The sequence below is a fragment of the Symbiopectobacterium sp. RP genome (genome assembly GCF_050472005.1).
GTDB lineage: Bacteria > Pseudomonadota > Gammaproteobacteria > Enterobacterales > Enterobacteriaceae > Symbiopectobacterium.
This window is the reverse complement of record NZ_JBGOGS010000002.1, coordinates 964,443-988,154: the sequence shown is the minus strand read 5'-3', so window position 1 is coordinate 988,154 and position 23,712 is coordinate 964,443. Positions and strand designations below refer to the sequence as shown.

General features: G+C 48.2%; 26 protein-coding genes and 6 pseudogenes. 22 read left to right on the top strand and 10 right to left on the bottom strand.

The genetic code is table 11. From position 1 onward, the window contains the following. Positions 1-162: 162 nt before the first annotated feature. Positions 163-594: a rhodanese-like domain-containing protein gene (locus ACD630_RS23995; protein ID WP_430360894.1), complete on the bottom strand. Its 432-nt coding sequence runs from the start codon at positions 592-594 to the stop codon at positions 163-165. Positions 595-895: 301 nt separating this feature from the next. Here ACD630_RS23995 and ACD630_RS23990 point away from each other — a divergent pair, with 301 nt between their 5' ends. From ACD630_RS23990 to ACD630_RS23980, 3 genes are all read left to right on the top strand, one after another. Continuing rightward, a complete protein-coding gene (locus ACD630_RS23990; RefSeq protein WP_430360893.1) occupies positions 896-1,810 on the top strand; it encodes an IS630 family transposase in 915 nt (304 codons plus the stop codon). Positions 1,811-1,900: 90 nt separating this feature from the next. Then, on the top strand, positions 1,901-3,193 hold the full coding sequence (envC, locus tag ACD630_RS23985; protein ID WP_430360892.1) for a murein hydrolase activator EnvC: 1,293 nt from the start codon (positions 1,901-1,903) through the stop codon (positions 3,191-3,193). A gap of 25 nt (positions 3,194-3,218) precedes the next feature. Beyond that, the gene (locus tag ACD630_RS23980; RefSeq protein ID WP_430361267.1) at positions 3,219-4,154 is read left to right on the top strand and encodes a divergent polysaccharide deacetylase family protein; all 936 of its coding nucleotides are present in this window, start codon (positions 3,219-3,221) and stop codon (positions 4,152-4,154) included. A 41-nt stretch (positions 4,155-4,195) separates the two neighbouring features. On the opposite strand, the pseudogene ACD630_RS23975 reads toward ACD630_RS23980, so the two are convergent. Together ACD630_RS23975 and ACD630_RS23970 are read right to left on the bottom strand one after the other, a co-directional pair. After that, positions 4,196-4,625: pseudogene (locus ACD630_RS23975) on the bottom strand (zinc-binding dehydrogenase); the annotation flags it as partial. Continuing rightward, entirely contained in the window at positions 4,616-4,807 is a 192-nt protein-coding gene (locus tag ACD630_RS23970) for a hypothetical protein (protein WP_430360891.1), read from the bottom strand. The pseudogene ACD630_RS23975 and the gene ACD630_RS23970, both read right to left, overlap by 10 nt. A 75-nt stretch (positions 4,808-4,882) precedes the next feature. Here ACD630_RS23970 and ACD630_RS23965 point away from each other — a divergent pair, with 75 nt between their 5' ends. The 11 genes and pseudogenes from ACD630_RS23965 to ACD630_RS23915 all read left to right on the top strand — a co-directional run bounded on the left by ACD630_RS23965 (position 4,883) and on the right by ACD630_RS23915 (position 12,984). Continuing rightward, positions 4,883-5,089: a transposase gene (locus ACD630_RS23965; protein ID WP_430360890.1), complete on the top strand. Its 207-nt coding sequence runs from the start codon at positions 4,883-4,885 to the stop codon at positions 5,087-5,089. Then, positions 5,086-5,340: a hypothetical protein gene (locus ACD630_RS23960; protein WP_430360889.1), complete on the top strand. Its 255-nt coding sequence runs from the start codon at positions 5,086-5,088 to the stop codon at positions 5,338-5,340. Before ACD630_RS23965 ends, ACD630_RS23960 begins: the two co-directional genes overlap by 4 nt. A 123-nt stretch (positions 5,341-5,463) precedes the next feature. Next, positions 5,464-5,862: pseudogene (locus tag ACD630_RS23955) on the top strand (helix-turn-helix domain-containing protein); the annotation flags it as partial. 151 nt (positions 5,863-6,013) lie between these two features. Further along, positions 6,014-6,670: pseudogene (locus tag ACD630_RS23950) on the top strand (IS630 family transposase); the annotation flags it as partial. Between the two features lie 49 nt (positions 6,671-6,719). Beyond that, positions 6,720-7,499, top strand: a complete 780-nt coding sequence (deoC, locus tag ACD630_RS23945; protein ID WP_430360888.1) for a deoxyribose-phosphate aldolase — start codon at positions 6,720-6,722, stop codon at positions 7,497-7,499. Between the two features lie 41 nt (positions 7,500-7,540). Continuing rightward, positions 7,541-8,818 (top strand): annotated as a pseudogene (gene deoA / locus ACD630_RS23940) (thymidine phosphorylase). A 63-nt stretch (positions 8,819-8,881) separates the two neighbouring features. Beyond that, entirely contained in the window at positions 8,882-10,105 is a 1,224-nt protein-coding gene (gene deoB, locus ACD630_RS23935) for a phosphopentomutase (protein ID WP_430360887.1), read from the top strand. A 50-nt stretch (positions 10,106-10,155) separates the two neighbouring features. Then, on the top strand, positions 10,156-10,875 hold the full coding sequence (gene deoD / locus ACD630_RS23930; RefSeq protein WP_430360886.1) for a purine-nucleoside phosphorylase: 720 nt from the start codon (positions 10,156-10,158) through the stop codon (positions 10,873-10,875). A gap of 55 nt (positions 10,876-10,930) precedes the next feature. After that, positions 10,931-11,647 carry an IS630 family transposase gene (locus tag ACD630_RS23925; protein WP_430360885.1) on the top strand — a complete coding sequence of 239 codons (717 nt, stop codon included), beginning with the start codon at positions 10,931-10,933 and terminating at the stop codon, positions 11,645-11,647. Beyond that, positions 11,613-11,783, top strand: coding sequence for a hypothetical protein (locus ACD630_RS23920; protein WP_430360884.1), 171 nt, complete (start codon positions 11,613-11,615; stop codon positions 11,781-11,783). The genes ACD630_RS23925 and ACD630_RS23920 overlap by 35 nt, the downstream gene beginning before the upstream one ends. After that, positions 11,740-12,984: an IS256 family transposase gene (locus ACD630_RS23915; protein WP_430360883.1), complete on the top strand. Its 1,245-nt coding sequence runs from the start codon at positions 11,740-11,742 to the stop codon at positions 12,982-12,984. Before ACD630_RS23920 ends, ACD630_RS23915 begins: the two co-directional genes overlap by 44 nt. A gap of 115 nt (positions 12,985-13,099) precedes the next feature. Here ACD630_RS23915 and htpX read toward each other — a convergent pair whose 3' ends face one another. Then, a complete protein-coding gene (htpX, locus tag ACD630_RS23910) occupies positions 13,100-13,981 on the bottom strand; it encodes a protease HtpX (RefSeq protein WP_430360882.1) in 882 nt (293 codons plus the stop codon). Positions 13,982-14,590: 609 nt separating this feature from the next. On the opposite strand from htpX, the gene ACD630_RS23905 reads away from it, so the two are divergent. Continuing rightward, entirely contained in the window at positions 14,591-14,809 is a 219-nt protein-coding gene (locus ACD630_RS23905) for an IS630 transposase-related protein (RefSeq protein WP_430360881.1), read from the top strand. Here the strand turns inward: ACD630_RS23905 and ACD630_RS23900 are convergent. Both ACD630_RS23900 and ACD630_RS23895 read right to left on the bottom strand, forming a co-directional pair. Next, positions 14,777-15,700 (bottom strand): annotated as a pseudogene (locus tag ACD630_RS23900) (IS5 family transposase). The gene ACD630_RS23905 and the pseudogene ACD630_RS23900 sit on opposite strands and share 33 nt — an antisense overlap. 349 nt (positions 15,701-16,049) lie before the next feature. Next, positions 16,050-16,463 carry a hypothetical protein gene (locus ACD630_RS23895; protein WP_430360880.1) on the bottom strand — a complete coding sequence of 138 codons (414 nt, stop codon included), beginning with the start codon at positions 16,461-16,463 and terminating at the stop codon, positions 16,050-16,052. 87 nt (positions 16,464-16,550) lie between these two features. Here ACD630_RS23895 and ACD630_RS23890 point away from each other — a divergent pair, with 87 nt between their 5' ends. The 7 genes and pseudogenes from ACD630_RS23890 to ACD630_RS23860 all read left to right on the top strand — a co-directional run bounded on the left by ACD630_RS23890 (position 16,551) and on the right by ACD630_RS23860 (position 21,393). Further along, the gene (locus tag ACD630_RS23890) at positions 16,551-16,796 is read left to right on the top strand and encodes a hypothetical protein (RefSeq protein WP_430360879.1); all 246 of its coding nucleotides are present in this window, start codon (positions 16,551-16,553) and stop codon (positions 16,794-16,796) included. 37 nt (positions 16,797-16,833) lie between these two features. Next, a pseudogene (locus ACD630_RS23885) lies at positions 16,834-17,673 on the top strand (IS5 family transposase). 436 nt (positions 17,674-18,109) lie between these two features. Continuing rightward, positions 18,110-18,460 carry a flagellar transcriptional regulator FlhD gene (gene flhD, locus ACD630_RS23880; protein WP_430360878.1) on the top strand — a complete coding sequence of 117 codons (351 nt, stop codon included), beginning with the start codon at positions 18,110-18,112 and terminating at the stop codon, positions 18,458-18,460. Positions 18,461-18,462: 2 nt separating this feature from the next. Beyond that, positions 18,463-19,041 carry a flagellar transcriptional regulator FlhC gene (gene flhC, locus ACD630_RS23875; protein WP_430360877.1) on the top strand — a complete coding sequence of 193 codons (579 nt, stop codon included), beginning with the start codon at positions 18,463-18,465 and terminating at the stop codon, positions 19,039-19,041. Between the two features lie 129 nt (positions 19,042-19,170). Further along, positions 19,171-20,058 (top strand): flagellar motor stator protein MotA, encoded by an 888-nt coding sequence (motA, locus tag ACD630_RS23870; protein WP_430360876.1) that lies wholly within the window; start codon positions 19,171-19,173, stop codon positions 20,056-20,058. Next, complete coding sequence (motB, locus tag ACD630_RS23865; protein WP_430360875.1) at positions 20,058-21,026, top strand: flagellar motor protein MotB; 969 nt, start codon at positions 20,058-20,060, stop codon at positions 21,024-21,026. The genes motA and motB overlap by 1 nt, the downstream gene beginning before the upstream one ends. Further along, the gene (locus ACD630_RS23860; protein ID WP_430360874.1) at positions 21,013-21,393 is read left to right on the top strand and encodes a hypothetical protein; all 381 of its coding nucleotides are present in this window, start codon (positions 21,013-21,015) and stop codon (positions 21,391-21,393) included. The genes motB and ACD630_RS23860 overlap by 14 nt, the downstream gene beginning before the upstream one ends. Before the next feature lie 134 nt (positions 21,394-21,527). On the opposite strand, the gene ACD630_RS23855 is transcribed toward ACD630_RS23860, so the two are convergent. From ACD630_RS23855 to sicA, 4 genes are all read right to left on the bottom strand, one after another. Continuing rightward, entirely contained in the window at positions 21,528-22,349 is an 822-nt protein-coding gene (locus tag ACD630_RS23855; RefSeq protein WP_430360873.1) for an IS630 family transposase, read from the bottom strand. A 117-nt stretch (positions 22,350-22,466) separates the two neighbouring features. Further along, positions 22,467-22,817, bottom strand: a complete 351-nt coding sequence (locus tag ACD630_RS23850; protein WP_430360872.1) for a hypothetical protein — start codon at positions 22,815-22,817, stop codon at positions 22,467-22,469. Between the two features lie 119 nt (positions 22,818-22,936). Further along, a complete protein-coding gene (locus tag ACD630_RS23845; RefSeq protein WP_430360871.1) occupies positions 22,937-23,110 on the bottom strand; it encodes a hypothetical protein in 174 nt (57 codons plus the stop codon). Then, positions 23,110-23,664 (bottom strand): type III secretion system translocator chaperone SicA, encoded by a 555-nt coding sequence (gene sicA, locus ACD630_RS23840; protein WP_430360870.1) that lies wholly within the window; start codon positions 23,662-23,664, stop codon positions 23,110-23,112. The genes ACD630_RS23845 and sicA overlap by 1 nt, the downstream gene beginning before the upstream one ends. Between the last annotated feature and the right edge of the window lie 48 nt (positions 23,665-23,712).

Genomic DNA, 23,712 nt, shown 5'->3' with positions numbered 1-23,712 from the left:
ACCTTTAATGTTAATGTTTTTAATGCGCCGCATTCACCGTGTGGCAGCGGACGCCAATGTGTGCATTTAAAATCGAACAATGCGCGCAGGGAACCTGAGCCTAGTTACAACCTACCATCCTTTACGGCATGCTTTAAAGACATTCGGCTTGCGCTATCGCGCTTATTTACCCTGCACCAGCGGAAGATTCTCACCGCTCCAGCCGGACAAGCCGTCTTTCAGAACAGACACGCGTTCAAAACCGGCTTTCAGCAAGTTGTCAGCGGATTCACGCGAGCTGATACCGTTCACGCAAACGACAATCACAGGGTGCGCTTTGTGTTTCTCCAACTCGCCCAGACTGCCATTCTTAATGTCGTTAGGCAGCAGGTTGATGGCGTTGGCAATGTGGCCACGACGGAAATCATCACGGTTGCGCAAATCAACGATAACCGCTTCTTCTTTATTGATAAGTTGAATGGCTTCGCCACGCGAGATTTCTTTCACCTTGGAAAGCTTACTTTTCACGGTTATGACAATAACGGCAACCAACAGTGCAACCCAAGCGATACTCATAATCGGATGCCTGCTTACGAACGAGATAATCTCTTGCATGGGGGGTAACAGCTCCCGAATCAGTTAATCAACAAAAATCAAGGTTTCTGAGTATACCTATGCGGTACAGCAATTACAGCCTGTAACAACCAGTAAGCCGCTAAACTGTAACTCTATCTGTGGCATGAATCAGAAAAATTGTAGCGACCGCCACTAACGGTTGTGCCATTTTATGCGTATTGCACCCTTTTTATCTATGCCTGATGCAGTTCATCCTGTGTAAACCTTACCCAAGATGCGCACCTCTGCAACATGTTCTTTCATTATAGCTAAACGACTTAATTTTGATTACATTATTTAAATGAGCTATTCAATTGATTTTAGACGTAAAGTGATATCTACACGGGAAAAAGAAGGGTTGAGTATCCGAGAAACAGCGAAGCAATTTCGGATTGGCCCTGCCTCTGTATCGCGTTGGATTAATCAAATAGCGTCAAAAGCATCGACCACGCGTCAGCGAAAGAGCGATAAATCCGAGTTGATAAAAGATGTTGAACCATATCCAGATGCTTACCAAAAAGAACGTGCAGAGCGTTTTGGCGTTTGTCAGAAGGCCATTTGGCAAGCTCTTAAAAAGCTGGGATTGACCTATAAAAAAACGCTACGTCATCCGAAAGCCGACGAAAGCGCCCGGCAAGCATTTCAACAAAAAATACAACAGTATGAAAAAGAAGGCAAACCTATTGTTTTTATTGATGAAAGTGGTTTTCCACACGATACCCCACGGACTCACGGCTATTCCCCAAAAGGTCAACGGTGTTTTGGCCTGAAGAACGGGGGAGCCAAGGGAAGAACAAATGTTATCGGCGCGTTATTAGGCACAACGCTGTTTGCTATCGGATTATTTGATATCAATATTAACAGCGATGTTTTCTATTCCTGGGTCACACAAGTCCTTATCCCAGTACTCCCTAAAAACAGGGTAATCGTGATGGACAATGCAACTTTTCACAAAAAACATAATATTCAACAAGTCATCATCGATGCAGGGTATATGGTGGAGTATTTGCCTACATATTCGCCAGATCTTAACCCCATTGAGCATAAATGGGCACAAGCAAAAAGCAAAAAAAGAGAGAGTGGTTGCGATATAGCTAACCGACTTAAAAATGATTACAGCCAATGCCCTGATATGTGGCAAAAAATACAGTTAATTTTTATCAAAATAATGTCGTTTTGCTATACAGAGATTTTGTTCTCAGTCCATATGTCGTAATCAAAATTAAGTCGCTTGGCTATACCGGAGAGAGAAAAGCGCGGTAGGATGACTGGTCAGGGGCTGCCCATCGTGAAATAATCCCATCTTATGAATAAGAAAGCGTCAGTGGTCTCGCCCCGAGTACTATGCAGTGTGCCTGCTCAGGGTTCAAGCACAGGCAAATCGCCGCTGCATGCGCTGCTCGCGATATGTATCAGCGCGGTTTGCGTTGGGGCTTTTTCGTGGCCGACGCTCGGGCTCGGTGCCGATAATCAGCAACAGCTCAAGACGCTGCAACAGGATATCGCGGAGAAGGAAAAACGCGTTCAAGAGCAGAAACAGCAACGCAGCGCGCTGCTCAGCCAGTTACAGCAGCAAGAACAATCCATCGCCCGGGCCAGTCGCCAACTGCGTGACACCACGGGAACGCTTGCCACACTTAGCGAAGAGCTTAAAGCGTTGGCAACCTCCATCACCAAACTCGAAAGCCAAAGAAAGCAGCAGGAAGCGCTGCTGGCACGCCAATTAGACGCCGCCTTTCGTCAGGGGCAACACAACGGCTTGCAACTTATCCTCAGCGGCGAAGAGAGCCAGCGCAGCGAGCGTATTTTGGCCTACTTTGGTTACCTGAATGAAGCGCGCCAGCAAAACATCGCTGAGTTGCAACACACCCGCACCGAGCTCGCCGCACAGAAACGGCAGGTAGAGCAGAAGCAAGCAACGCAAAAAACGTTGCTCGCCGAGCAGCAAACACAGCAAAAGGCGTTGGAGCAAGCGCGGGGTGAACGTAAACAAACCCTATCCACGCTGGAAAGTTCGCTGGAAAAAGATCAGCAGCAACTGACAGAATTACGACAGAATGAAGCACGCCTGCGCGACCAGATTGCCCGCGCTGAACGCGAAGCGCGCGAGGCAGCCAAGGTGCGTGAACGTGAAGAACAAGCCAAACGCAGCGGCAGCCGTTACCAACCGTCGGAAAGTGAGCGTTCACTTATGGCGCGCACCGGCGGGTTGGGCCAACCCGCCGGTCAGGCTATCTGGCCAGTGAGGGGGCGTGTTGAACGCCGTTTTGGTGAACCCTTGCAGGGCGAATTGCGCTGCAAGGGATTGCTGATCGTGGCACCAGAGGGTACCGATGTCAAGGCCATTGCCGATGGCACCGTGCTGATGGCGGATTGGCTGCAAGGATATGGACTTGTTGTGGTGTTGCAGCACGGCAAGGGAGACATGAGCCTGTATGGCTATAACCAGAGCGCACTGGTGTCGGTCGGTGCACAGGTGAAAGCCGGACAACCGATCGCATTAGTGGGCACCAGCGGTGGCCAAAGCCAGCCTGCGCTCTACTTTGAAATTCGCCGTCAAGGTCAGGCGGTCAACCCACAACCTTGGTTAGGGAAATAACAGGGAAAACATTTTGCTGATACCGATGTTACGAAAAGTACGCCGTCCGCTTCTCTTCACCTTGTTATTGGCATTTTGTTCATGGGCGATGGCGGGAAAGCTGTCAATTGTGATTGATGATTTCGGCTATCGGCCCCACAACGAAAATCAGATACTGGCGATGCCAACCGCCATCTCCATTGCGGTGTTGCCCAACGCACCCTATGCCCGTGACATGGCAGTAAAGGCCCACCAGCAAGGGCGCGAGATATTGATCCACCTACCGATGGCTCCGATGGGAAAACAGCCTCTCGAGAAAGATACACTACGCCCGGAGATGAGCAGTGAAGAGATCGAACGCATTATCCGTCAGGCGGTAAATAACGTCCCTTACGCGGTCGGGTTAAATAACCATATGGGCAGCTCCATGACCTCCAGCTTGCTAGGTATGCAAAAGGTGATGCAGGCCCTCAATGCTTATCAGCTCTACTTTCTCGACAGCATGACTATCGGCAGCAGCCAATCCATTCCGGCTGCGGCGGGCACGCACGTCAAGGTGATCAAGCGTAAGGTCTTTTTAGACGATACTCAGAATGAGGCGGATATCCGCACCAAGTTTAATCGTGCGGTGCAACTGGCACGCCGTACCGGTTCGGCCATTGCCATCGGTCACCCGCACCCCGCGACTATCAAAGTGCTGCAACAGATGTTGCCCACGCTGGATACCGATATCGTTCTGGTGCGCCCCAGCCAGTTGTTGAATGAGCCGGTTCACTACCAGACGCTGCCCTATGAACCTCGCCCTGCGCAACCAGCACGTAAACCGTTCCGCAAACCGCAGTTGTGTACTATTAAACAGCCACTACCGCCGGTGGGTAACGACGTCTTCTTTAAACTGATCGGGGAAAGCTTACGTGACAGTGCACCCGTTCATTTTATTGAGCAGCGCTGGCGTACTTGGGTCACATCCGGGGATAAATAAATGCGTAGCGCGTCCTGGCCTCGGGGCGCGCTACGATGCCGTTAATCCCAGTGCAAAATCACTTTGCCGGATTGCCCAGAGCGCATCACATCAAAGCCCTGCTGAAAGTCATCTATTGGGAAGTGATGAGTGATAATCGGCGTTAAATCGAGGCCTGATTGGATTAATGACGCCATTTTGTACCAGGTTTCGAACATCTCCCGCCCGTAGATTCCTTTGATCGTCAGTCCTTTGAAAATCACTTCGTTCCAATCAACCATCATCGGTTCCGGCGGAATGCCAAGCAGCGCCCCACCCACCGTGGTTCATGGCATGCAACAACGCGTGCATCGCAGCTGGCGCGCCGGACATTTCCAGACCCACATCAAACCCTTCACGCATCCCCAACGACAACATGACATCCGCCAGCGTCTCTTGCGCCACATTCACCGCTCGCGTAACGCCCATTTTGCGCGCAAGCTTCAGTCGATATAGCCAAGAGACTTAGTTTTGATTACACCATATGGACTGAGAACAAAATCTCTGTATCGCAACCACTCTCTCTTTTTTTGCTTTTGCTTGTGCCCATTTATGCTTAATTGGGGCTTTGTTGAATAAACATATTTTATGCTGCACCCCAAGTGAAACGACAGATCCTCGCAACGCAAAATCATGCAGTTAGGCCTCATAAGAAAACTGTAAACCTGAGGTGACGAGCATTTTCTACCAAAACTGGCTGACAAAACAGCATGACTCACTATTATTCAACAAAGCCTATCGGATTATTTGATATCAATATTAACAGCAATGTTTTCTATTCTTGGGTCACACAAGTCCTTATCCCAGTACTCCCTAAAAACAGTGTAATCGTGATGGACAATGCAACTTTTCACAAAAAACATAATATTCAACAAGTCATCATCGATGCAGGGTATAGCCAACCGACATTATTTTGATAACAGCCAGCTATGCTTTTTTGCCGCATATCAGGGCATCTGTTGTAATCATTTTTAAGTCGGTTGGCTATATATGGTGGAGTATTTGCCTACATATTCGCCGGATCTTAACCCAATTGAGCATAAATGGGCACAAGCAAAAGCAAAAAAAGAGAGAGTGGTTGCGATACAGAGATTTTGTTCTCAGTCCATATGGTGTAATCAAAATTAAGTCGCTTGGCTATACTTATAGCGCCGTGGTGGAAGAGTGACTCTCACCGCATTAATGTTGTTTAAATTACATTAAACTTGTTTTTTGTTATTATTCTCACAATATACCCGTGATCATTGAAGATGCTTGATTTTACGCGGTAAGAAGATCATGCTCACCCACTATGAAGATATTTATTACCGACAAGCAAAAAGCCGAACTCGAACACCTTCATGACACCAGCCGTGATAAGCGTGTTTGTGATCGCATCAAAGCCGTCCTGCTGGCCTCCGAAGGCTGGAGCTCTGCGATGATTGCGCAAGCTCTGCGTCTGCACGAAACGACGGTAAACCAACATATCAACGATTACGTCAACACTCGCAAACTTAAACCTGAAAACGGTGGGTCTGCAAGTCGGCTTTGTGCTGAAAAGACTGCGCTTTTAATCAGCTAGTTATCTCAACATCTTTTCCATCATACCCACGACATCGTGGCTTATGTCGAACATCGCTGGGCTATCCGATTCAGTATTCCCGGCATGAACAAGTGGTTGCACCGTCATGGTTTCTCCTGCTTTGTTGAATAATAGTGAGTCATGCTGTTTTTACAGCCAGTTTTGGTAGAAAATGCTCGTCACCTCAGGTTTACAGTTTTCTTATGAGGCCTAACTGCATGATTTTGCGTTGCGAGGATCTGTCGTTTCACTTGGGGTGCAGCATAAAATATGTTTATTCAACAAAGCCGGTTTCTCCTACAAAAAACCGGCGGGCGTACCCCATAAGTTCAGTGAAGAAAATCAGAAGCATTTCATTGAATATTATGAGAATTTAAAGAAAACAGCCAGCAATGAGCCGATTCTGTTTATCGATGCGGTTCATCCGACACAAGCCACAAAGCTCAGTTATGGATGGATACGAAAAGGGCATAAAAAGTCAGTTAAAACAACGGGAAGTCGAACCCGTCTGAATATACTGGGTGCGCTGAATCTGAGCGATATCGGCGGTACGGTTATTCACGATTACAAAACAATTAATGACTACAACATTGCTCGTTTTTTCATTGAGATACGCAAACGTTACCCTGATTACCGACAGAGAATCCATGTAATACTGGACGGTGCGGGTTATCACCGAACCCAATTGATTAAGGATTGGGCCTTTGTCGTGAACATAGAGCTTCACTATTTACCGCCTTACAGTCCGAATCTGAACGCGATAGAACGCCTGTGGAAAGTGATGAATGAGCATACACGGAATAATCGCTATTTTGAAAACACCCGCGATTTTCGGGATGCAATATTCAATTTTTTCACCAATACGCTACCAGAAATAGCGGACTCGCTGACGTCCAGAATTCACGATCGTTTTCAGGTGCTCAAACCTGCATCTTGAGGTTTATTGGGTATAAAGCGTGAAAAACCATAACATACAGGATATTGCTATGACTGACTTAACTGCTGTAGCGCAACGTGCGCTGGGGCTAATGGATTTGACCACCCTGAACGATGATGACACACCAGCGCGGGTGATCGCACTCTGTCAGCAGGCGCGCAGCGTGGCAGGAAACACGGCAGCCATCTGTATTTATCCCCGTTTTATCCCCCTGGCGCGTAAAACGCTGCATGAGCAGGGCACGCCAGAGATCCGCATTGCAACCGTGACCAACTTCCCTGAGGGCGGCGATGATATTGATATCGCCTGCGCGGAAACCCTGGCGGCGATAGCCTATGGTGCTGATGAAGTGGACGTGGTGTTTCCCTATCGTGCATTAATGGCTGGGGACACGGAAACTGGCCATACTCTGCTGGCTACCTGCCATACACTGTGTCAGAAAGCTGGCGTGATGCTGAAAGTGATTATTGAAAGCGGTGAATTGAAAACCGATGACTTGATTCGTCAGGCGAGTGAAATAGCCATCGACGCCGGTGCCGATTTTATTAAAACCTCCACGGGGAAAGTGGCGGTTAACGCGACGCCGCACAGCGCTGAAATCATGCTGCAAACCCTCCGTGATAAAAACGTCGGCGACCGCGTGGGCTTCAAAGCCGCTGGCGGTGTGCGCACCGCACAGGATGCGGCGATTTACCTGAAACTGGCTGATGACATCATGGGTGAAGGTTGGGCCGATGCCCGTCACTTTCGCTTTGGCGCATCCGGCCTGTTGGGCGATCTCCTTACCACGTTGGGGCAGAATGGTGCTTCCTCGTCGTCGGGCTACTGATTGCGTGGAGCATTACGGCAGTTTGATCGGGAGGCATGGCTGTGTTTCTGACTCAGGAAATCATTCGCAACAAGCGTGATGGCAAGACGCTGAGCGAAGATGAAATTCGATTTTTCATCAATGGGATATGTGATAACAGCGTCTCGGAAGGGCAGATCGCCGCGCTGGCGATGCGCGATTCGGGCAGCCGATTACACTGGGACGATCTCAACTTGAATGGTCCGCTGGTGGATAAGCATTCGACTGGCGGCGTAGGCGATGTCACCTCCCTGATGCTGGGGCCGATGGTGGCGGCGTGCGGCGGCTATGTGCCGATGATATCCGGGCGTGGTTTGGGCCACACAGGCGGGACTTTGGACAAACTGGAGTCGATACCCGGCCTTAACATTTTCCCTGAAGACGATCAGTTTCGCGACATCATCCGCCAAGTAGGCGTGGCGATCATCGGACAAACCTGTTCTTTGGCACCTGCCGATAAGCGTTTTTACGCCACGCGAGATATCACCGCAACGGTCGACTCTATCCCATTGATCACCGCCTCAATACTGTGTAAAAAGCTGGCGGAAGGGCTGGATGCGTTGGTGATGGATGTCAAAGTGGGGTCGGGTGCCTTTATGCCCACTTACGCGCTGTCGGAACAGTTGGCACAATCCATCGTTAGCGTAGCAAACCGAGCGGGTTGCCGCACCACGGCGCTGTTAACCGACATGAATCAGGTACTGGCGTCGAGTGCGGGTAATGCATTGTAACTCCTTGAATATGTACGGTTTTTAACGGGTGAGTGCCGTGATTCCCGGCTGTATGATGTTACCATGTCGCTTTGCATTGAGATGTTGCTGGCAGGCCGTCTGGCTGAAAACTCGGATGAGGCGCGCCAGCGTCTGCAAGCGGTGCTGGATAATGGACGCGCCGCTGAAGTATTTGGCCGTATGGTGGCAGCCCAGGGGGGGCCAACGGATTTTGTCGAACAGATGGGCGCTTATTTACCGGCAGCCGTGCTCAGTAAACCGGTATTTGCCGCCCATAGCGGTGTTATTACTGCGATGGACATTCGGGCACTCGGCATGGCGGTGGTCGCGCTAGGCGGCGGGCGTCGTCAGGCGGGGGACGCTATCGACCACAGCGTCGGGTTAGACGCCGTGGTGAGCCTGGGCGATAGCGTGGACGCCTCGCGTCCCCTAGTGCTGATTCATGCCAACAGTGAAACCGCGTGGCAAGCGGCGGCGCAGGCGGTTCGAGCCGCCATCAGCATTGGTGATGAACCGCCAATAGCCATGCCGATGGTTTATCGCTGTATCGGTGCCGATCAGGCTAATTAACCGCGAGTCATTTGGGCAACATTGAGCAACGCAAACGTCGCTTACGAAAGATGAGAGAAAACAATGAAACGTGCATTTATTATGGTTCTGGATTCATTCGGCATCGGTAGCAGCGCAGATGCGGCGCGTTTTGGCGATGCCGGTTCCGATACCCTTGGTCACATTGCGCAAGCCTGCGCCGAGGGCAAAGCCAATCAAGGTCGTACCGGGCCACTCCATCTGCCGAACTTAACCCGTTTGGGGTTGGGCAAGGCTGCGGAAGCCTCTACTGCGCATTTCCCTGCGGGATTGGATGCTAAGGCAGACATCATCGGTGCGTATGCGCATGCCAGTGAAATCTCCTCCGGTAAAGACACGCCGTCGGGCCATTGGGAACTGGCAGGAGTGCCGGTGCTGTTCGATTGGGGCTATTTCAGCGATCAGGAAAACAGCTTCCCACAGGCATTGCTGGATTTGTTGGTGGAACGCGCCAATTTGCCTGGATATCTGGGTAATTGTCACTCATCCGGCACCGTTATCCTCGAGCAACTGGGTGAAGAGCACATGAAAACCGGGAAACCGATTTTCTATACCTCTGCTGACTCGGTGTTCCAAATCGCCTGTCACGAAGAGACCTTCGGGCTGGACCGGTTGTATGAACTGTGCGAAATCGCGCGCGAGGCGCTCACCGAAGGGGGCTACAACATTGGGCGTGTTATCGCTCGCCCTTTTATTGGCGACAAGCCAGAAAACTTCCAGCGCACCGGTAACCGTCACGATTTGGCCGTTGAACCCCCTGCGCCTACCGTACTGAAAAAACTGGTGGATGAAAAAGGCGGGCAAGTGGTTTCCGTTGGCAAGATTGCCGATATCTATGCCCAAGTGGGGATCACCAAGAAGGTCAAAGCGACCGGTATTGATGCGTTGTTTGATGCCACGTTGAAAGAGATGGATGCCGCAGGCGACGATACCATTGTGTTTACCAATTTCGTTGATTTTGACTCTTCCTATGCTCACCGACGTGATGTTGCTGGCTATGCAGCGGCATTGGAACTGTTCGATCGCCGCTTGCCGGAAATGCTGGCGCGGGTTAAACAGGGCGATATTCTGATTCTGACAGCCGATCACGGTTGCGATCCTACCTGGCCGGGCACCGATCATACTCGTGAACATGTGCCGGTATTGATCTACGGGCCGACGGTAACGCCGGGTTCACGCGGGCACCGCACCACGTTTGCTGATGTCGGTCAAACGGTGGCGCACTATTTTGGCGTGTCAGATATGGACTACGGCACCTCGATGCTGTGATCGCTGGTATTTACTGAATTCACTCGACGTACTCTATAAGGAATCAAAGAATGGCAACGCCACATATCAATGCGGAAAAAGGGGATTTTGCCGATGTTGTACTGATGCCGGGCGATCCGCTGCGCGCGAAGTACATTGCCGAAACCTTTTTGGAAAATGCCCGTGAAGTCAACAATGTGCGCGGCATGCTGGGTTATACCGGCAACTACAAAGGGCGCGCGATTTCGGTGATGGGGCACGGTATGGGTATTCCGTCCTGCTCTATCTATACCAAAGAACTGATCACGGAATACGATGTGAAAACCATCATTCGTGTTGGCTCCTGCGGTGCGGTGCGCGAGGATGTGAAGTTGTATGATGTGGTGATTGGCATGGGCGCGTGTACGGATTCAAAAGTAAATCGTCTGCGCTTTAAAGATCATGACTTTGCCGCTATTGCCGATTTCGATCTGGTGCGTAATGCGGTTGACGCAGCTCAGGATAAAGGCATCACCGTTCGGGTGGGTAACCTGTTCTCTGCTGATCTGTTCTACACGTCAGACCCGCAGATGTTCGGCGTGATGGAAAAATACGGCATTCTTGGCGTAGAAATGGAAGCGGCGGGGATTTATGGAGTCGCTGCTGAGTTTGGTGCCAAAGCGTTGGCTATTTGCACCGTCTCTGACCATATTCGCACCGGTGAACAGACCACGTCGCACGAACGCCAAACCGCGTTTAACGACATGGTCACCATTGCGCTGGAATCTGTGCTGTTGGGCGATCGCCGCTAATCCTATTCGTAACGGTCATATAGCTAGACGACTTAATTTTGATTACATTATTTAAATGAGCTATTCAATTGATTTTAGACGTAAAGTGATATCTACACGGGAAGAAGAAGGGTTGAGTATCCGAGAAACAGCGAAGCAATTTCGGATTGGCCCTGCCTCTGTATCGCGTTGGATTAATCAAATAGCGTCAAAAGCATCGACCACGCGTCAGAGAAAGAGCGATAAATCCGAGTTGATAAAAGATGTTGAACCATATCCAGATGCTTACCAAAAAGAACGTGCAGAGCGTTTTGGCGTTTGTCAGAAGGCCATTTGGCAAGCTCTTAAAAAGCTGGGATTGACCTATAAAAAAACTCTACGTCATCCGAAAGCCGACGAAAGCGCCCGGCAAGCATTTCAACAAAAAATACAACAGCATGAAAAAGAAGGCAAACCTATTGTTTTTATTGATGAAAGTGGTTTTCCACACGATACCCCACGGACTCACGGCTATTCCCCAAAAGGTCAACGGTGTTTTGGCCTGAAGAACGGGGGAGCCAAGGGAAGAACAAATGTTATCGGCGCTTTATTAGGCACAACGCTGTTTGCTATCGGATTATTTGATATCAATATTAACAGCGATGTTTTCTATTCCTGGGTCACACAAGTCCTTATCCCAGTACTCCCTAAAAACAGGGTAATCGTGATGGACAATGCAACTTTTCACAAAAAACATAATATTCAACAAGTCATCATCGATGCAGGGTATATGGTGGAGTATTTGCCTACATAAATGGGCACAAGCAAAAAGCAAAAAAAAGAGAGAATGGTTGCGATACAGAGATTTTGTTCTCAGTCCATATGGTGCAATCAAAATTAAGTCGCTTGGCTATACTACAGGTCTCCGCAGAACCAGATATTGCCGGTGATCCCTTGCATGAACTCATTCGTAATGCTGCCAGGCAGCTGATAGCTGCCGCCGTTGACGTTGAGCTCGAAGCCATTCTGCAACAACATGCTGAACGCCGCCTTGACGACGGGCGTCATACTGTCGTTCGTAACGGCTATTTGCCCCCGCGAACCATACAGACGGGTATTGGGGATGTTGAAATTAAAGTGCCTAAGGTCAGGGAGCGCAGCGGCAACGGAATATGCTTCAACAGCGCGTTGTTGCCGCCTTATCTGAAACGTGCAAAAAGCGTCGAAGAGTTGCTACCATGGCTGTACCTGCGAGGCATATCCACCGGTGATTTTCATGAAGCCCTGAGGGCGCTTCTCGGTGAAAAAGCTAATGGCCTCTCTGCCAGTACCATCAGCAGACTGAAACAGCAGTGGCTTGAAGAGCACAGGCAATGGTGCCTGCGTGATTTAAGCGATACGCGCTACGTTTATTTTTGGGTCGATGGCATATACAGCCATGTCAGGCAAGATGATTGCCTTTGCCTGCTGGTCATTATCGGCGTCACTGAACATGGACGTAAGGAGCTGGTTGCGGTCGAAGATGGTTATCGAGAGTCAGAAGCAAACTGGGCCGAACTTCTTAATGGCCTGCGAGCACGTGGCCTAACTGTATCTCCCAAGCTGGCTACGGGAGACGGTGCCCTTGGTTTTTGGAATGCAATGGCAAAGATATTCCCGGACACGCAGCACCAACGCTGTTGGGTGCACAAAACCGCTAATGTGTTGGCTTCACTCCCCAAAGCCATGCAACCGAAAGTTAAGGCTGAGCTGCGGGAGGTTTGGCTAGCAGAGAGCCGCGATGCCGCTAATGAAGCCTTTGATGTTTTGTTGGCAAGGTTTTCAGCGAAGTATCCTGCAGCGATGAAGAAGCTGGAGAAAGCTCGAGAAGAACTGCTGGCATTCTACGACTTCCCGTCAGAGCACTGGGCGTCAATAAGAACGACAAATCCGATTGAATCGGCTTTTGCGACTGTGAGGCTACGAAGCAGAGGCGCGAAGAACGGTGGTTCGAGAGAAACAACCCTGTCAATGGTATTTAAGCTGCTCCAGTCTGCTCAGAAAAGCTGGAATCAACTAAGAGGATTTGACCTGCTGACCCTGGTTGTAAGCAACGTCCAATTTAAGGATGGAGAACAGATCCACGAAGCATCAGAGCGGAACGTAGCCTGATCGCCATACACCAGATTCGCTAATAACTCCAGAGGTATAGAAGATAACAGGTTATTGCAGACAGGGAGCCCGTAATGGACTCCCTGTTGTGGAATGCTTTGTTTTTGTGGAAGTTTTATTTCAGATAAGCACCGCTGCGCAGCGCTTCAATGCGCTTATCCAACGGCGGGTGCGACATAAATAACTCGCTGAAAGATTTTGATTTACCGTTGATACAAAACGCCATCATGCTGCCTTCTTCCTGCGGTTCATAGCTGGTTTTCAAACGCTGCAACGCGGCAATCATCTTTTCACGGCCCACCAGTTTCGCCGATCCCGCATCCGCATGGAACTCGCGGTAGCGCGAGAACCACATGGTAATGATGCTCGCCAGAATGCCAAACACCAACTCCAGCAGCGTTGCCACCGCAAAATAGACCAGCGGGTTACCGTTACTGCTTTCAGCATCGTCGCGATTGCCAGAAAGGAAAGCGGATGCCACCTGCGCGATCAGGCGCGAGATAAGGATAATAAAGGTGTTCACTATGCCTTGAATCAGCGTCATGGTAACCATATCGCCGTTAGCCACGTGGCTAATTTCGTGGGCAATAACCGCCTCGGCTTCATCACTGCTCATGTTTTGCAGCAAACCGGTGCTCACCGCCACCAGCGACGCATCACGTCGTGCCCCCGTCGCGAAGGCGTTGATATCGGGGGCGTGATAAATAGCGACCTGCGGCATCGCAATGCCAGCCTGCTGCGATTGTACCCGCACGGTTTCAAGCAACCAACGCTCGGTTTCATTACGCGGTTGTTCAATCACTTCACCGCCCACCGAGCGTAGCGCCATCCATTTGGACATCAGCAGTGAAACGAACGCACCACCAAAGCCAAACAGGCCAGCCATGATCATAAGCCCCTGGACACTGCTGGACCGAATTCCCGTCAGGCTGAGAACCAGCCCAAATACCAACATCACCGCCAGGTTGGTGATCAGGAAAAGCGCAATACGCATCATAACAGTCTGATTTCCTCTCTAAAGGGATTAACATCACTCACAACACGATGGTAGGGGTTATCACGCCGTTTTCAAGCATTCTTAATCTTCCTATCGCTAAAACGACATAACTTTACATTTTGCAATAACCTTGCCGGTAGCGACACGCCGCACAGGCATTTGATCTGTCATCGCACCGGAATCATACCCGTGAACCTGCGCCATAAAATCTATGGTCACCCCCGTTTTTGCAACATAGATTTTGATTTATGATGGGCTTGCGTAAATCTATTCGGCGTCTGGTGGGCATTAATGCCCGCGCCACGATGAGTTCCGCACCTGCCGAACCTTAAAAAGGCCTCGGCTTCATAGAGCCATTTTTTATGTCAGGTTAATCAGCAGGCCGATATGCCGTTCATGTCATCAATTATAGTCAACCGACTTAAAAATGATTACAGCCAATGCCCTGATATGTGCCCAAAAAATACAGCTAATTGTTATCAAAATAATGTCGCTTGGCTATATCTGTCGTCGAAAAACCAGAAAGTAATCTGTTAACTCACTGAGCCAGCGATTTTTTTCGGTGGCTCCTTTATAGATAAACGACTTAATTTTGATTGCATTATTTAAATGAACTATTCAATTGATTTTAGACGTAAAGTGATATCTACACGGGAAGAAGAAGAGTTGAGTATCCGAGAAACAGCGAAGCAATTTCGGATTGGCCCTGCCTCTGTATCGCGTTGGATTAATCAAATAGAGGCTTTGTTGAATAAATCAGAACTTGTAACGACTGCGCCCCATACGGGTCGATTGCTACGTGATGCGAATACTGTTCGGCATTCCTAATAGCGTGATCAGGTTAAGCGCTTTGACCATGGTCATGGCTTCACCCACCTGAGCATCGTAGTCTCTCAGACTTAGATGACCACCCAGAAGCCTTTTGAACCGGAACATGGCCGTTTCAGCCACTGAGCGCCGGTGATAGCCCACTTTCTTTTTCCAGATATCGTTACTACCGCTAATGCGCTGATTTGCAACAGCGGGGTTACGCTCGTGGTAGCGATCTTGCCAATATTGCGCCCCCCTTCGTGGTGGGATAAGCGGCCTTATTTTCTTCCTCAGCAGAGCATCATAGCAGTAAACTGTATCCTAAGCGCCGTCAGCCGATGCCTCTCTGATTTTCCGGTGGGTCTGGTTTATCAGCGCTGGTAGAGCTTGGGCATCAGTCGTACCACTGAGCGACAAATCCGCACAGATAATCTCATGCGTCACACTGTCTACTGCCAGGTGCAGCTTACGCCATACCCTGCGTCTGTCGGCACCATGCTGCCGGACTTTCCATTCGCCTTCGCCAAAGATCTTCAGGCTGGTTCCATCAATGACCAGATGTGAGATTTCACCACGGGTTGGCGTTTTTATGCTGATGTTCACTGTCTTTGCTCGCTTGCTGAGCAGCGAATAGTCTGGACAATGGAGCGGCAATTTAATCAGTTTAAAAATCGAGTCACCAAAGCCCTGTAAAGCCCTCAATGAAAGGCCAAACACGCGTTTCATCATCAGGACTGTGGTGATGGTCATATCTGAGTAGTGGAGCGGTCGTCCACGCCGTTCAGTAGTGTTTTTTTCCGTCCATGCAGCAATGGCTGATTCATCTAGCCATACGGTTAGAGAAGCGCGCTGCTTGAGGGCCTTGTTATAAGAGGGCCAGTTGGTGATTTTAAAATTTTGTTTTGCCATGGAGAGCTGATTTTGAAACAACTGTGTTGATCTGCTCCGATGATTACCCAAAAGTTCTATTTATTCAACAAAGCCCCTGTGCTCTTCAATTCATTGCTGTTTCAGTCTGCTGATGGTATAGCCAACCGACTTAAAAATGATTACAGCTAATGCCCTGATATGTGGCAAAAAATACAGCTAATTGTTATCAAAACAATGTTGCTTGGCTATAAATGATAGCGATCAAATCTGGTGACAATCGTTCATGAAACAATGTATAAATTCCTAACACATTTATACATGAATCTTAAGTGTGAAAAAAAACGACCAGAACTAAAATATTGAGATCTGTGAAAAACAAATGAAATTATTAAAAGATCTCAATTTGGAGTGATTTATTCTGTGACGACGAAAAATTGGCCTTTATAAAAGCGTCCAAATAAAGCCGTTCCTCATTAGATAAATCTTCGCGCAAATGAAATTTATGACGGTACGCTCCTTTCTTCGCTTGCTCTATTTGATTATTTAAGGAGGAAACACAGATGAATATTATTAGTCGTAGTGCAGCTTGCCTTCTTGTATCCACAACGCTGGTTCTTAGCGGTTGTGCCAACACGGGAAGTTCTCTGTTAGCAGGCACCAAACCAGATGCGCGATTAACAAGTGCTGAGCAATCCAAATTCTTTAGCGCTTCGGGCGCACAAGGCTGTGCTCTCGATGCTCTGGCTGGGGCTGGTCTTGGCGCTCTGGCTGGCTCCGGCTTTGTTGAATAATAGGTAATCATGCTGTTTTTCCATGCCAGTTTTGGTAGAAAATGCTTGTCATCTCAGGTGTACACTTTTCTCATGAGGCCTAACTGCATGATTTTACGTTGCGAGGATCCGTCGTTTCGCTGGGCTGCCAGCATAAAATCTATTTATTCAACAAAGCCGCTGGCTCCCTAAAAGGCAATAGTAAAGATGCTTTGATCGGCGCAGCTATTGGTGGTGCTGCCGGTTGTGCTGTTGGTATGACAGCCAACTACTATCTCGACTCATTGCAAAAAGATTACGCAACGACGGGAGATCTCCTGAAAGCCATGGACACGGATATTAGGCTGTGTCCCTTAATTGCTTGAGCTATAGTATCCATCTGTTTCTACGACACTTTTGATTATGGCTCGCTACGATCTTTCTGATGAAGCATGGGCAATCATTGAGCCCCTGTTGCCAACCGTTTTGACATCTCCGCGTGCCGGCCGTGGGCAGAACATCGAAAAATCTTCAACGGCATGTTCTGGATACTGTGTTCAGGCGCACCATGGCGTGATTTACCTGAACGTTACGGCCCATGGAAAACCGTTTATAACCGTTTCAATAGATGCTCAAAGCTTGGAATCATTAACTTTATTTTCAATAAGTTACTTTCATTTCTTGATGCTCATGGACTTGTTGACTGGTCAGCCACTGCGCTGGATGGCAGTAATATCCGTGCGCTCAAATGTGCAGCTGGCGCTCAAAAAAACATCTCGATATTACCAACGATAATATCCTGGGTCGCTCACGAGGTGGTTATGGCACCAAAATCCACATGGCGACTGACGGAAGCGGCATCCTGCTAAACATCGTACTGAGTGCTGGGCAGGGTCACAAAAGCCTGTTTGCGTTACGACTCCTGGAGGGAATTGGCGTGCAACGCCAGAACGGCAGCATGAAGCATCGTGGCCATGCAGTACTGGCTGACAAAGCCTACTCTGGGAATACACTACGTAACGACTTGAAAAAAGAGGGATAAAAACGGTTATTCCCTGAAAATCAAATGAAAAACTGGCTTCAGATGGAGGCTCGCAACTTGATCGTGATGCTTATCGCCGTCGCAACGTTGTGAAAAGGTGTTTTGGCCGTTTAAAGGAATATCGACGGATCGCCACACGTTATGAAAAAATGGCAAGAAACTATCTAGCAATGGTGAAACTGGGCTGCATCCGCTTGTTTTACCGCCGGTTACGCAATTAAGGGACACAGCCTAGTGAAGTGAAATGCTACTTGTGAAAAAGATGGGCAATAAACGATCTGGTAAGAGTTCTTACCACCCGGCTTTTCGTGATAATATCTTTAAATTGTGTGATACTGATCACGTATTTACTAAAATAATTCTCTGGTCGCGTTGTGTGTTTGAGGGATTAGGCGGTACAGTTGCGAGGATTTAGGAATAATCCTATTCTTCCTGATACAGTGATTTAGGTTGTCATACGGGGTAAATGGATAAGCGAGTTGGGCAGCAAAAGAAGTTGGCTGTAGCATGTGATTGTCGTAATAAGAAAGTAAAGTAACAAAAGATAGTCTCTGGCACCGAATGCTTTCATGCCATCAATGGCGAGTGATTTTTAACCGGGCGATAGCCTCTATCCCCCAACTTATGCTTTGAACATAGCCTGTCGAGATGGGAAATATGGGTACCTCTGAATTACTCAAGCACATTTATGACATAAATCTGTCTTATCTGTTACTGGCACAACGTTTAATCAACGACGAAAAAGCTTCTGCAATGTTCCGTTTAAGTATTGATGAAACCATGGCAGATACTCTGATGCAGCTTACACTGCCTCAGATGGTGAAACTGGCGGAAACCAATCAACTGATTTGTCATTTTCGCTTTGACGATCACAACACGATCAAGTTATTAACACAAGAATCCCGCGTGGATGATTTACAACAAATCCATACTGGAATTTTGCTGTCGAGTCACTTATTAAACCAGTTATCTTCGAAAGAAGATAATTTGCCTAAGAAAAGGGCATAATAATGACGGAAAAGAGTATTGTTCAGGAAGCAAAAGACATCCAGTTAGCGATGGAATTGATCTCTCTGGGTGCTCGATTGCAGATGTTGGAAAGTGAAACACAATTAAGTCGTGGGCGTTTAATTAAACTTTATAAAGAGCTTCGGGGGAGCCCACCTCCAAAAGGAATGTTACCCTTTTCCACGGACTGGTTCATGACTTGGGAACAGAATATTCATTCTTCCATGTTTTATAATGCGTACGCTTTTTTGTTAAAGACCAGTCGTTGTAATGGCGTTGAAGCCGTTATCAAAGCCTACCGTCTTTATCTTGAACAGTGCGCACCCAACAATGATACGCCGTTACTTGCCTTGACCCGCGCCTGGACATTGGTGCGTTTCGTGGATAGCGGTATGTTACAGTTGTCGTCGTGCAATTGTTGCAACGGGATGTTTATTACGCATGCTCATCTGCCGAAAAACAGTTTTGTTTGCAGCTTGTGTCAGCCCCCCTCCAGAGCGGTAAAAAGACGTAAACTTTCACCGAATCTTGCCGATATACTACCGCAACTACTGGATGAACCGGTAAAGCATGCTGTCTGAGCCTGGTGGCGGTTGTGAGTCTGTCTCAGCCCGTGTTGTTTCGGGCTGAGTACATCCCTCCTCAAGAAATTCTTGCTCGACGAATGTCTTACCTCAGCTTCCCCCCGCGATTTGTTATAAGGAATTCTTGTGCTTGTTATATTGGGTTATCTCGTAATAATAGGTTCGATACTGGGTGGTTACCTCATGGTTGGCGGGTCGCTGGGCGCGCTGTATCAGCCCTCGGAACTACTGATTATCGGTGGTTCGGCGCTGGGCGCGTTTATCATCGGTAACAACGCCAAAGCCATTAAAGGTACGGTTCGCGCCTTCCCTCAATTGTTCAAAGGATCCAAATATAGCGGGGATCTCTATATGGATCTGATGGCGCTGTTGTTTCGTCTGATGGCGAAATCGCGTCAGCAGGGGATGCTTTCTCTGGAAGGTGATATCGACAGTCCGCGTGAGAGCGAGATTTTCTCCAGCTACCCTCGTGTGATCACCGACAGTCACGTCATTGAATTCATCACCGACTATATGCGCCTGATGATCAGCGGCAACATGAATGCGTTCGAAATCGAAACGCTAATGGACGAAGAAATCGAAACGCTAGAGCACGAGCTCGAAGTGCCGGCAATGAGTCTGAACCTGATGGGGGATGGACTTCCTGCGTTTGGTATCGTTGCGGCGGTTATGGGGGTAGTGCACTCCTTGTCCTACATCGATCGTCCTGCTGCTGAACTGGGGATGATGATTGCGCATGCCATGGTGGGGACGTTCTTGGGGATCTTGCTGGCATACGGCTTTGTTTCGCCACTGGCATCACTGCTGCGTCAAAAGAATTCAGAAAAGGTAAAAGTTCTGCAATGCATCAAGGTGACGCTACTCTCCAGCTTGAACGGTTATGCGCCGCAGATTGCCGTTGAGTTTGGGCGTAAAACGCTGTACTCCACAGTCCGTCCGACCTTCACTGAGATGGAAGAACATATTCGTCGTGTGAAAGCACCGGCTCAGCAGGCTGCGGAAAAAAGTGGCTAATGAAACATCAGAATCCGATAATACGCAAGAAAAGGAAGTCTAGCCACGCGGCGCACCATGGCGGCTCATGGAAAATCGCTTATGCTGACTTTGTGACCGCTATGATGGCGCTATTTTTGGTAATGTGGCTTATCGCCATCGCCAGCCCATCACAATTGACGCAGATTGCCGAATATTTTCGGACTCCGCTCAAAGTCGCGTTAACGTCGGGCTCTCGCGTCAGTGAAGACAGTAGCCCGATTCCCGGCGGTGGCAATGATTACACTCAGCAGGAAGGTGTCGTCAAGCGTGAACCTGAGATGCCTCCTGAAGCCAATCAGCGTGACAGACTCGATGACATCCGCTTGAACAAATTGCGCGAGCAACTGGAACAGCTGATCGAATCTGACCCGCGCCTCAGAGAGTTACGTCCGCATTTGCTGATTGAAATGGTCGATGAAGGGTTACGTATCCAGATCATTGATAGCCAAAACCGGCCCATGTTCAAAACCGGCAGTGCGCAGGTTGAGCCCTATATGAGCCATATCCTGCGTGCGATAGCCCCCATTCTTAATGATATCCCCAATAAGATCAGCCTTTCAGGTCATACTGATGACGTACAGTACGCCCAAGGGCAGCGTGGCTACAGTAACTGGGAGCTGTCTGCGGATCGCGCAAATGCCTCCCGGCGTGAGCTGATTTCGGGCGGTCTGTCTGATGGCAAGGTTCTGCGCGTGGTAGGCATGGCAGATACCATGAGTCTAAAACAGGCCGCGAACAAAAATGACGCCATCAACCGCCGGATCAGCTTGATGGTGCTTAACCATGATGCGCAGCGAGCCATTGAGCAAGAAAACAGCGAAAGCCGCGCGATTGATATCGACAAAGCGGAAACTTTGCAAAATTTGCCTGCCGAGAACACTAAACCCGACGAGCCTGTTGCCGACAATAGCAATATAGCCAAGCGACATTATTTTGATAACAATTAGCTGTATTTTTTTGCCACATATCAGGGCATTGGCTGTAATCATTTTTAAGTCGGTTGGCTATAACGGTGCAAGCAATGTGCCGGTCTCGGGGGGCGCCACTGGCGTGGGGCCAACGAACAGTGCGCCTTCCGGTAGCAGCAGCAACAGTTCGAGCAGTACCACAATCAATAACAACAGCACCACCAATAACAGCAACGTAAGCAGTATCAGTAATACCAATACAAATAATAGCGGTGGTGCAGCATCGCCGCAGACAGGGAATGGAGTACCTGCTTCATGGCGCCAGCAACCAACCACCGCGTTGCCAGCCGCTCTGGACAGCCAGGCAACACCTTCATCAATAAGCCACGATTCGCAGCAGAGGTGATCACGTGAGAATGGACATGAGTGCTTTTTATCAAACTTTTTTGATGAAGCAGATGAATTACTGGCGGATATGGAACAACATTTGTTGTTATTAGATCCACAAGCCCCTGATATAGCCAAGCGACTTAATTTTGATTACATCATATGGACTGAGAACAAAATCTCTGTATCGCAACCACTCTCTCTTTTTTTGTTTTTTGCTTGTGCCCATTTATGCTCAATGGGGTTAAGATCTGGCGAATATGTAGGCAAATACTCCACCATATACCCTGCATCGATGATGACTTGTTGAATATTATGTTTTTTGTGAAAAGTTGCATTGTCCATCACGATTACCCTGTTTTTAGGGAGTACTGGGATAAGGACTTGTGTGACCCAGGAATAGAAAACATCGCTGTTAATATTGATATCAAATAATCCGATAGCAAACAGCGTTGTGCCTAATAACGCGCCGATAACATTTGTTCTTCCCTTGGCTCCCCCGTTCTTCAGGCCAAAACACCGTTGACCTTTTGGGGAATAGCCGTGAGTCCGTGGGGTATCGTGTGGAAAACCACTTTCATCAATAAAAACAATAGGTTTATCTTCTTTTTCATACTGTTGTTTTTTTTGTTGAAATGCTTGCCGGGCGCTTTCGTCGGCTTTCGGATGACGTAGAGTTTTTTTATAGGTCAATCCCAGCTTTTTAAGAGCTTGCCAAATGGCCTTCTGACAAACGCCAAAACGCTCTGCACGTTCTTTTTGGTAAGCATCTGGATATGGTTCAACATCTTTTATCAACTCGGATTTATCGCTCTTTCGCTGACGCGTGGTCGATGCTTTTGACGCTATTTGATGAATCCAACGCGATACAGAGGCAGGGCCAATCCGAAATTGCTTCGCTGTTTCTCGGATACTCAACCCTTCTTCTTCCCATGTAGATATCACTTTACGTCTAAAATCAATTGAATAGCTCATTTAAATAATGTAATCAAAATTAAGTCGTTTAGCTATATCTGCTTCTGCGGAGACCTGTAGGGTAGACTTTTTCATGAGGTATCATCTCTCTATTGTTGAAATCATCCACGAAATCAATCAGCAGGATACGCCCCCCTCCCCGAAACCCCGTACACCAGAAATGAGCATAACTCCATCACCTGTCAGCTGATTTATTTTGCCTAACAAGCTCGTCATACGGGCAGATGCAGTCAGCGAAGCCTTAGGATTGTCTACGCCCGATGCGATTTGGGACAATGGAGATAAAGCAAAAGGCTCGGATGCCAATTGCGGTTTGTTGGCATCTTGTAGTGTCCGGATCTGAGCAGCGTTTCCCTGCAATGCGTTAGCGGTATTTTGCAAAATGGCATCCAGCTGATCTGGCTGTAACAGTTTCATCGCCACTGGAACGGCTTTGTTGAATAATAGTGAGTCATGCTGTTTTGCCAAGCCAGTTTTGGTAGAAAATGCTTGTCACCTCAGGTTTACAGTTTTCTTATGAGGCCTAACTGCATGATTTTGCGTTGCGAGGATCTGTCGTTTCACCGGGGGTGCAGCATAAAATATGTTTATTCAACAAAGCCCACTGGAACAGAATCTCGTTGCGGATGCTCACTCAGCCCTGCCTCACCAAAACGCTTGATAGCTGTGCTCTGTTTTATTAATTCAGTGCGATGAGTTTCAAGGTCACCACCGCCAGAGAATGCAAATGCCGCAGAAAAATCATCAATAGCTATGTTCATTATTCCTCCCTGTTAGCATCCTCTTTTTGAGATCCATTTTCTTCGTTAGCATCCATGTCTTTTAAGGCGGCCAAATAAGCCTGTGCTTTCTCTGTCAAACTTACGTCGCTGCATTTTTCGGTGACAATATCAAAACACTTACTCGCCTGAACTGAGCGACAAAGCATCAGGTTGCACTGCCCAGCGTAGAGCATAGGCCGATAGTCATTTTCTGACAGCGAATATGATAATGCATAAAAATCAATGGCTTTCGAATAGTTCTTTTTGAGTTGATAAACCGCAGCCAACCCCATTGCATATTCTGGGTTATAAAAATCGTAGATACATAAAAAGCGAAAAAGGGATTCAGCGTCATCTAACTTTCCCATATGGTAAAAGTCATAAGCAAGCTTATAAACATCACTCATTGTTTCATTAGATACGCCATGAACATCTTTTAACGTTGCACCATTATGAATGGCATCCATGAGTTGCTCTGAATAATCTTTGAGCAAGGTTTCCTCAACCTCATCACGTAATTCATTTTTAGCATCCATTACCTTTTTAAAGCTCATTTTGGACCTTCAATATTATTTATAAAATGGAAAAATGTTAATACAACG

Coding starts and splice junctions, on each gene's coding strand:
- ACD630_RS23995 (WP_430360894.1), bottom strand. CDS start 594: ATGCAAGAGATTATCTCGTTCGTAAGCAGGCATCCGATTATGAGTATC.
- ACD630_RS23990 (WP_430360893.1), top strand. CDS start 896: ATGAGCTATTCAATTGATTTTAGACGTAAAGTGATATCTACACGGGAA.
- envC (WP_430360892.1), top strand. CDS start 1,901: ATGAATAAGAAAGCGTCAGTGGTCTCGCCCCGAGTACTATGCAGTGTG.
- ACD630_RS23980 (WP_430361267.1), top strand. CDS start 3,219: ATGTTACGAAAAGTACGCCGTCCGCTTCTCTTCACCTTGTTATTGGCA.
- ACD630_RS23970 (WP_430360891.1), bottom strand. CDS start 4,807: ATGATTTTGCGTTGCGAGGATCTGTCGTTTCACTTGGGGTGCAGCATA.
- ACD630_RS23965 (WP_430360890.1), top strand. CDS start 4,883: ATGACTCACTATTATTCAACAAAGCCTATCGGATTATTTGATATCAAT.
- deoC (WP_430360888.1), top strand. CDS start 6,720: ATGACTGACTTAACTGCTGTAGCGCAACGTGCGCTGGGGCTAATGGAT.
- deoB (WP_430360887.1), top strand. CDS start 8,882: ATGAAACGTGCATTTATTATGGTTCTGGATTCATTCGGCATCGGTAGC.
- deoD (WP_430360886.1), top strand. CDS start 10,156: ATGGCAACGCCACATATCAATGCGGAAAAAGGGGATTTTGCCGATGTT.
- ACD630_RS23925 (WP_430360885.1), top strand. CDS start 10,931: ATGAGCTATTCAATTGATTTTAGACGTAAAGTGATATCTACACGGGAA.
- ACD630_RS23920 (WP_430360884.1), top strand. CDS start 11,613: ATGCAGGGTATATGGTGGAGTATTTGCCTACATAAATGGGCACAAGCA.
- htpX (WP_430360882.1), bottom strand. CDS start 13,981: ATGATGCGTATTGCGCTTTTCCTGATCACCAACCTGGCGGTGATGTTG.
- ACD630_RS23905 (WP_430360881.1), top strand. CDS start 14,591: ATGAACTATTCAATTGATTTTAGACGTAAAGTGATATCTACACGGGAA.
- ACD630_RS23895 (WP_430360880.1), bottom strand. CDS start 16,463: ATGATTACCTATTATTCAACAAAGCCGGAGCCAGCCAGAGCGCCAAGA.
- flhD (WP_430360878.1), top strand. CDS start 18,110: ATGGGTACCTCTGAATTACTCAAGCACATTTATGACATAAATCTGTCT.
- flhC (WP_430360877.1), top strand. CDS start 18,463: ATGACGGAAAAGAGTATTGTTCAGGAAGCAAAAGACATCCAGTTAGCG.
- motB (WP_430360875.1), top strand. CDS start 20,058: ATGAAACATCAGAATCCGATAATACGCAAGAAAAGGAAGTCTAGCCAC.
- ACD630_RS23855 (WP_430360873.1), bottom strand. CDS start 22,349: ATGAGCTATTCAATTGATTTTAGACGTAAAGTGATATCTACATGGGAA.
- ACD630_RS23845 (WP_430360871.1), bottom strand. CDS start 23,110: ATGAACATAGCTATTGATGATTTTTCTGCGGCATTTGCATTCTCTGGC.
- sicA (WP_430360870.1), bottom strand. CDS start 23,664: ATGAGCTTTAAAAAGGTAATGGATGCTAAAAATGAATTACGTGATGAG.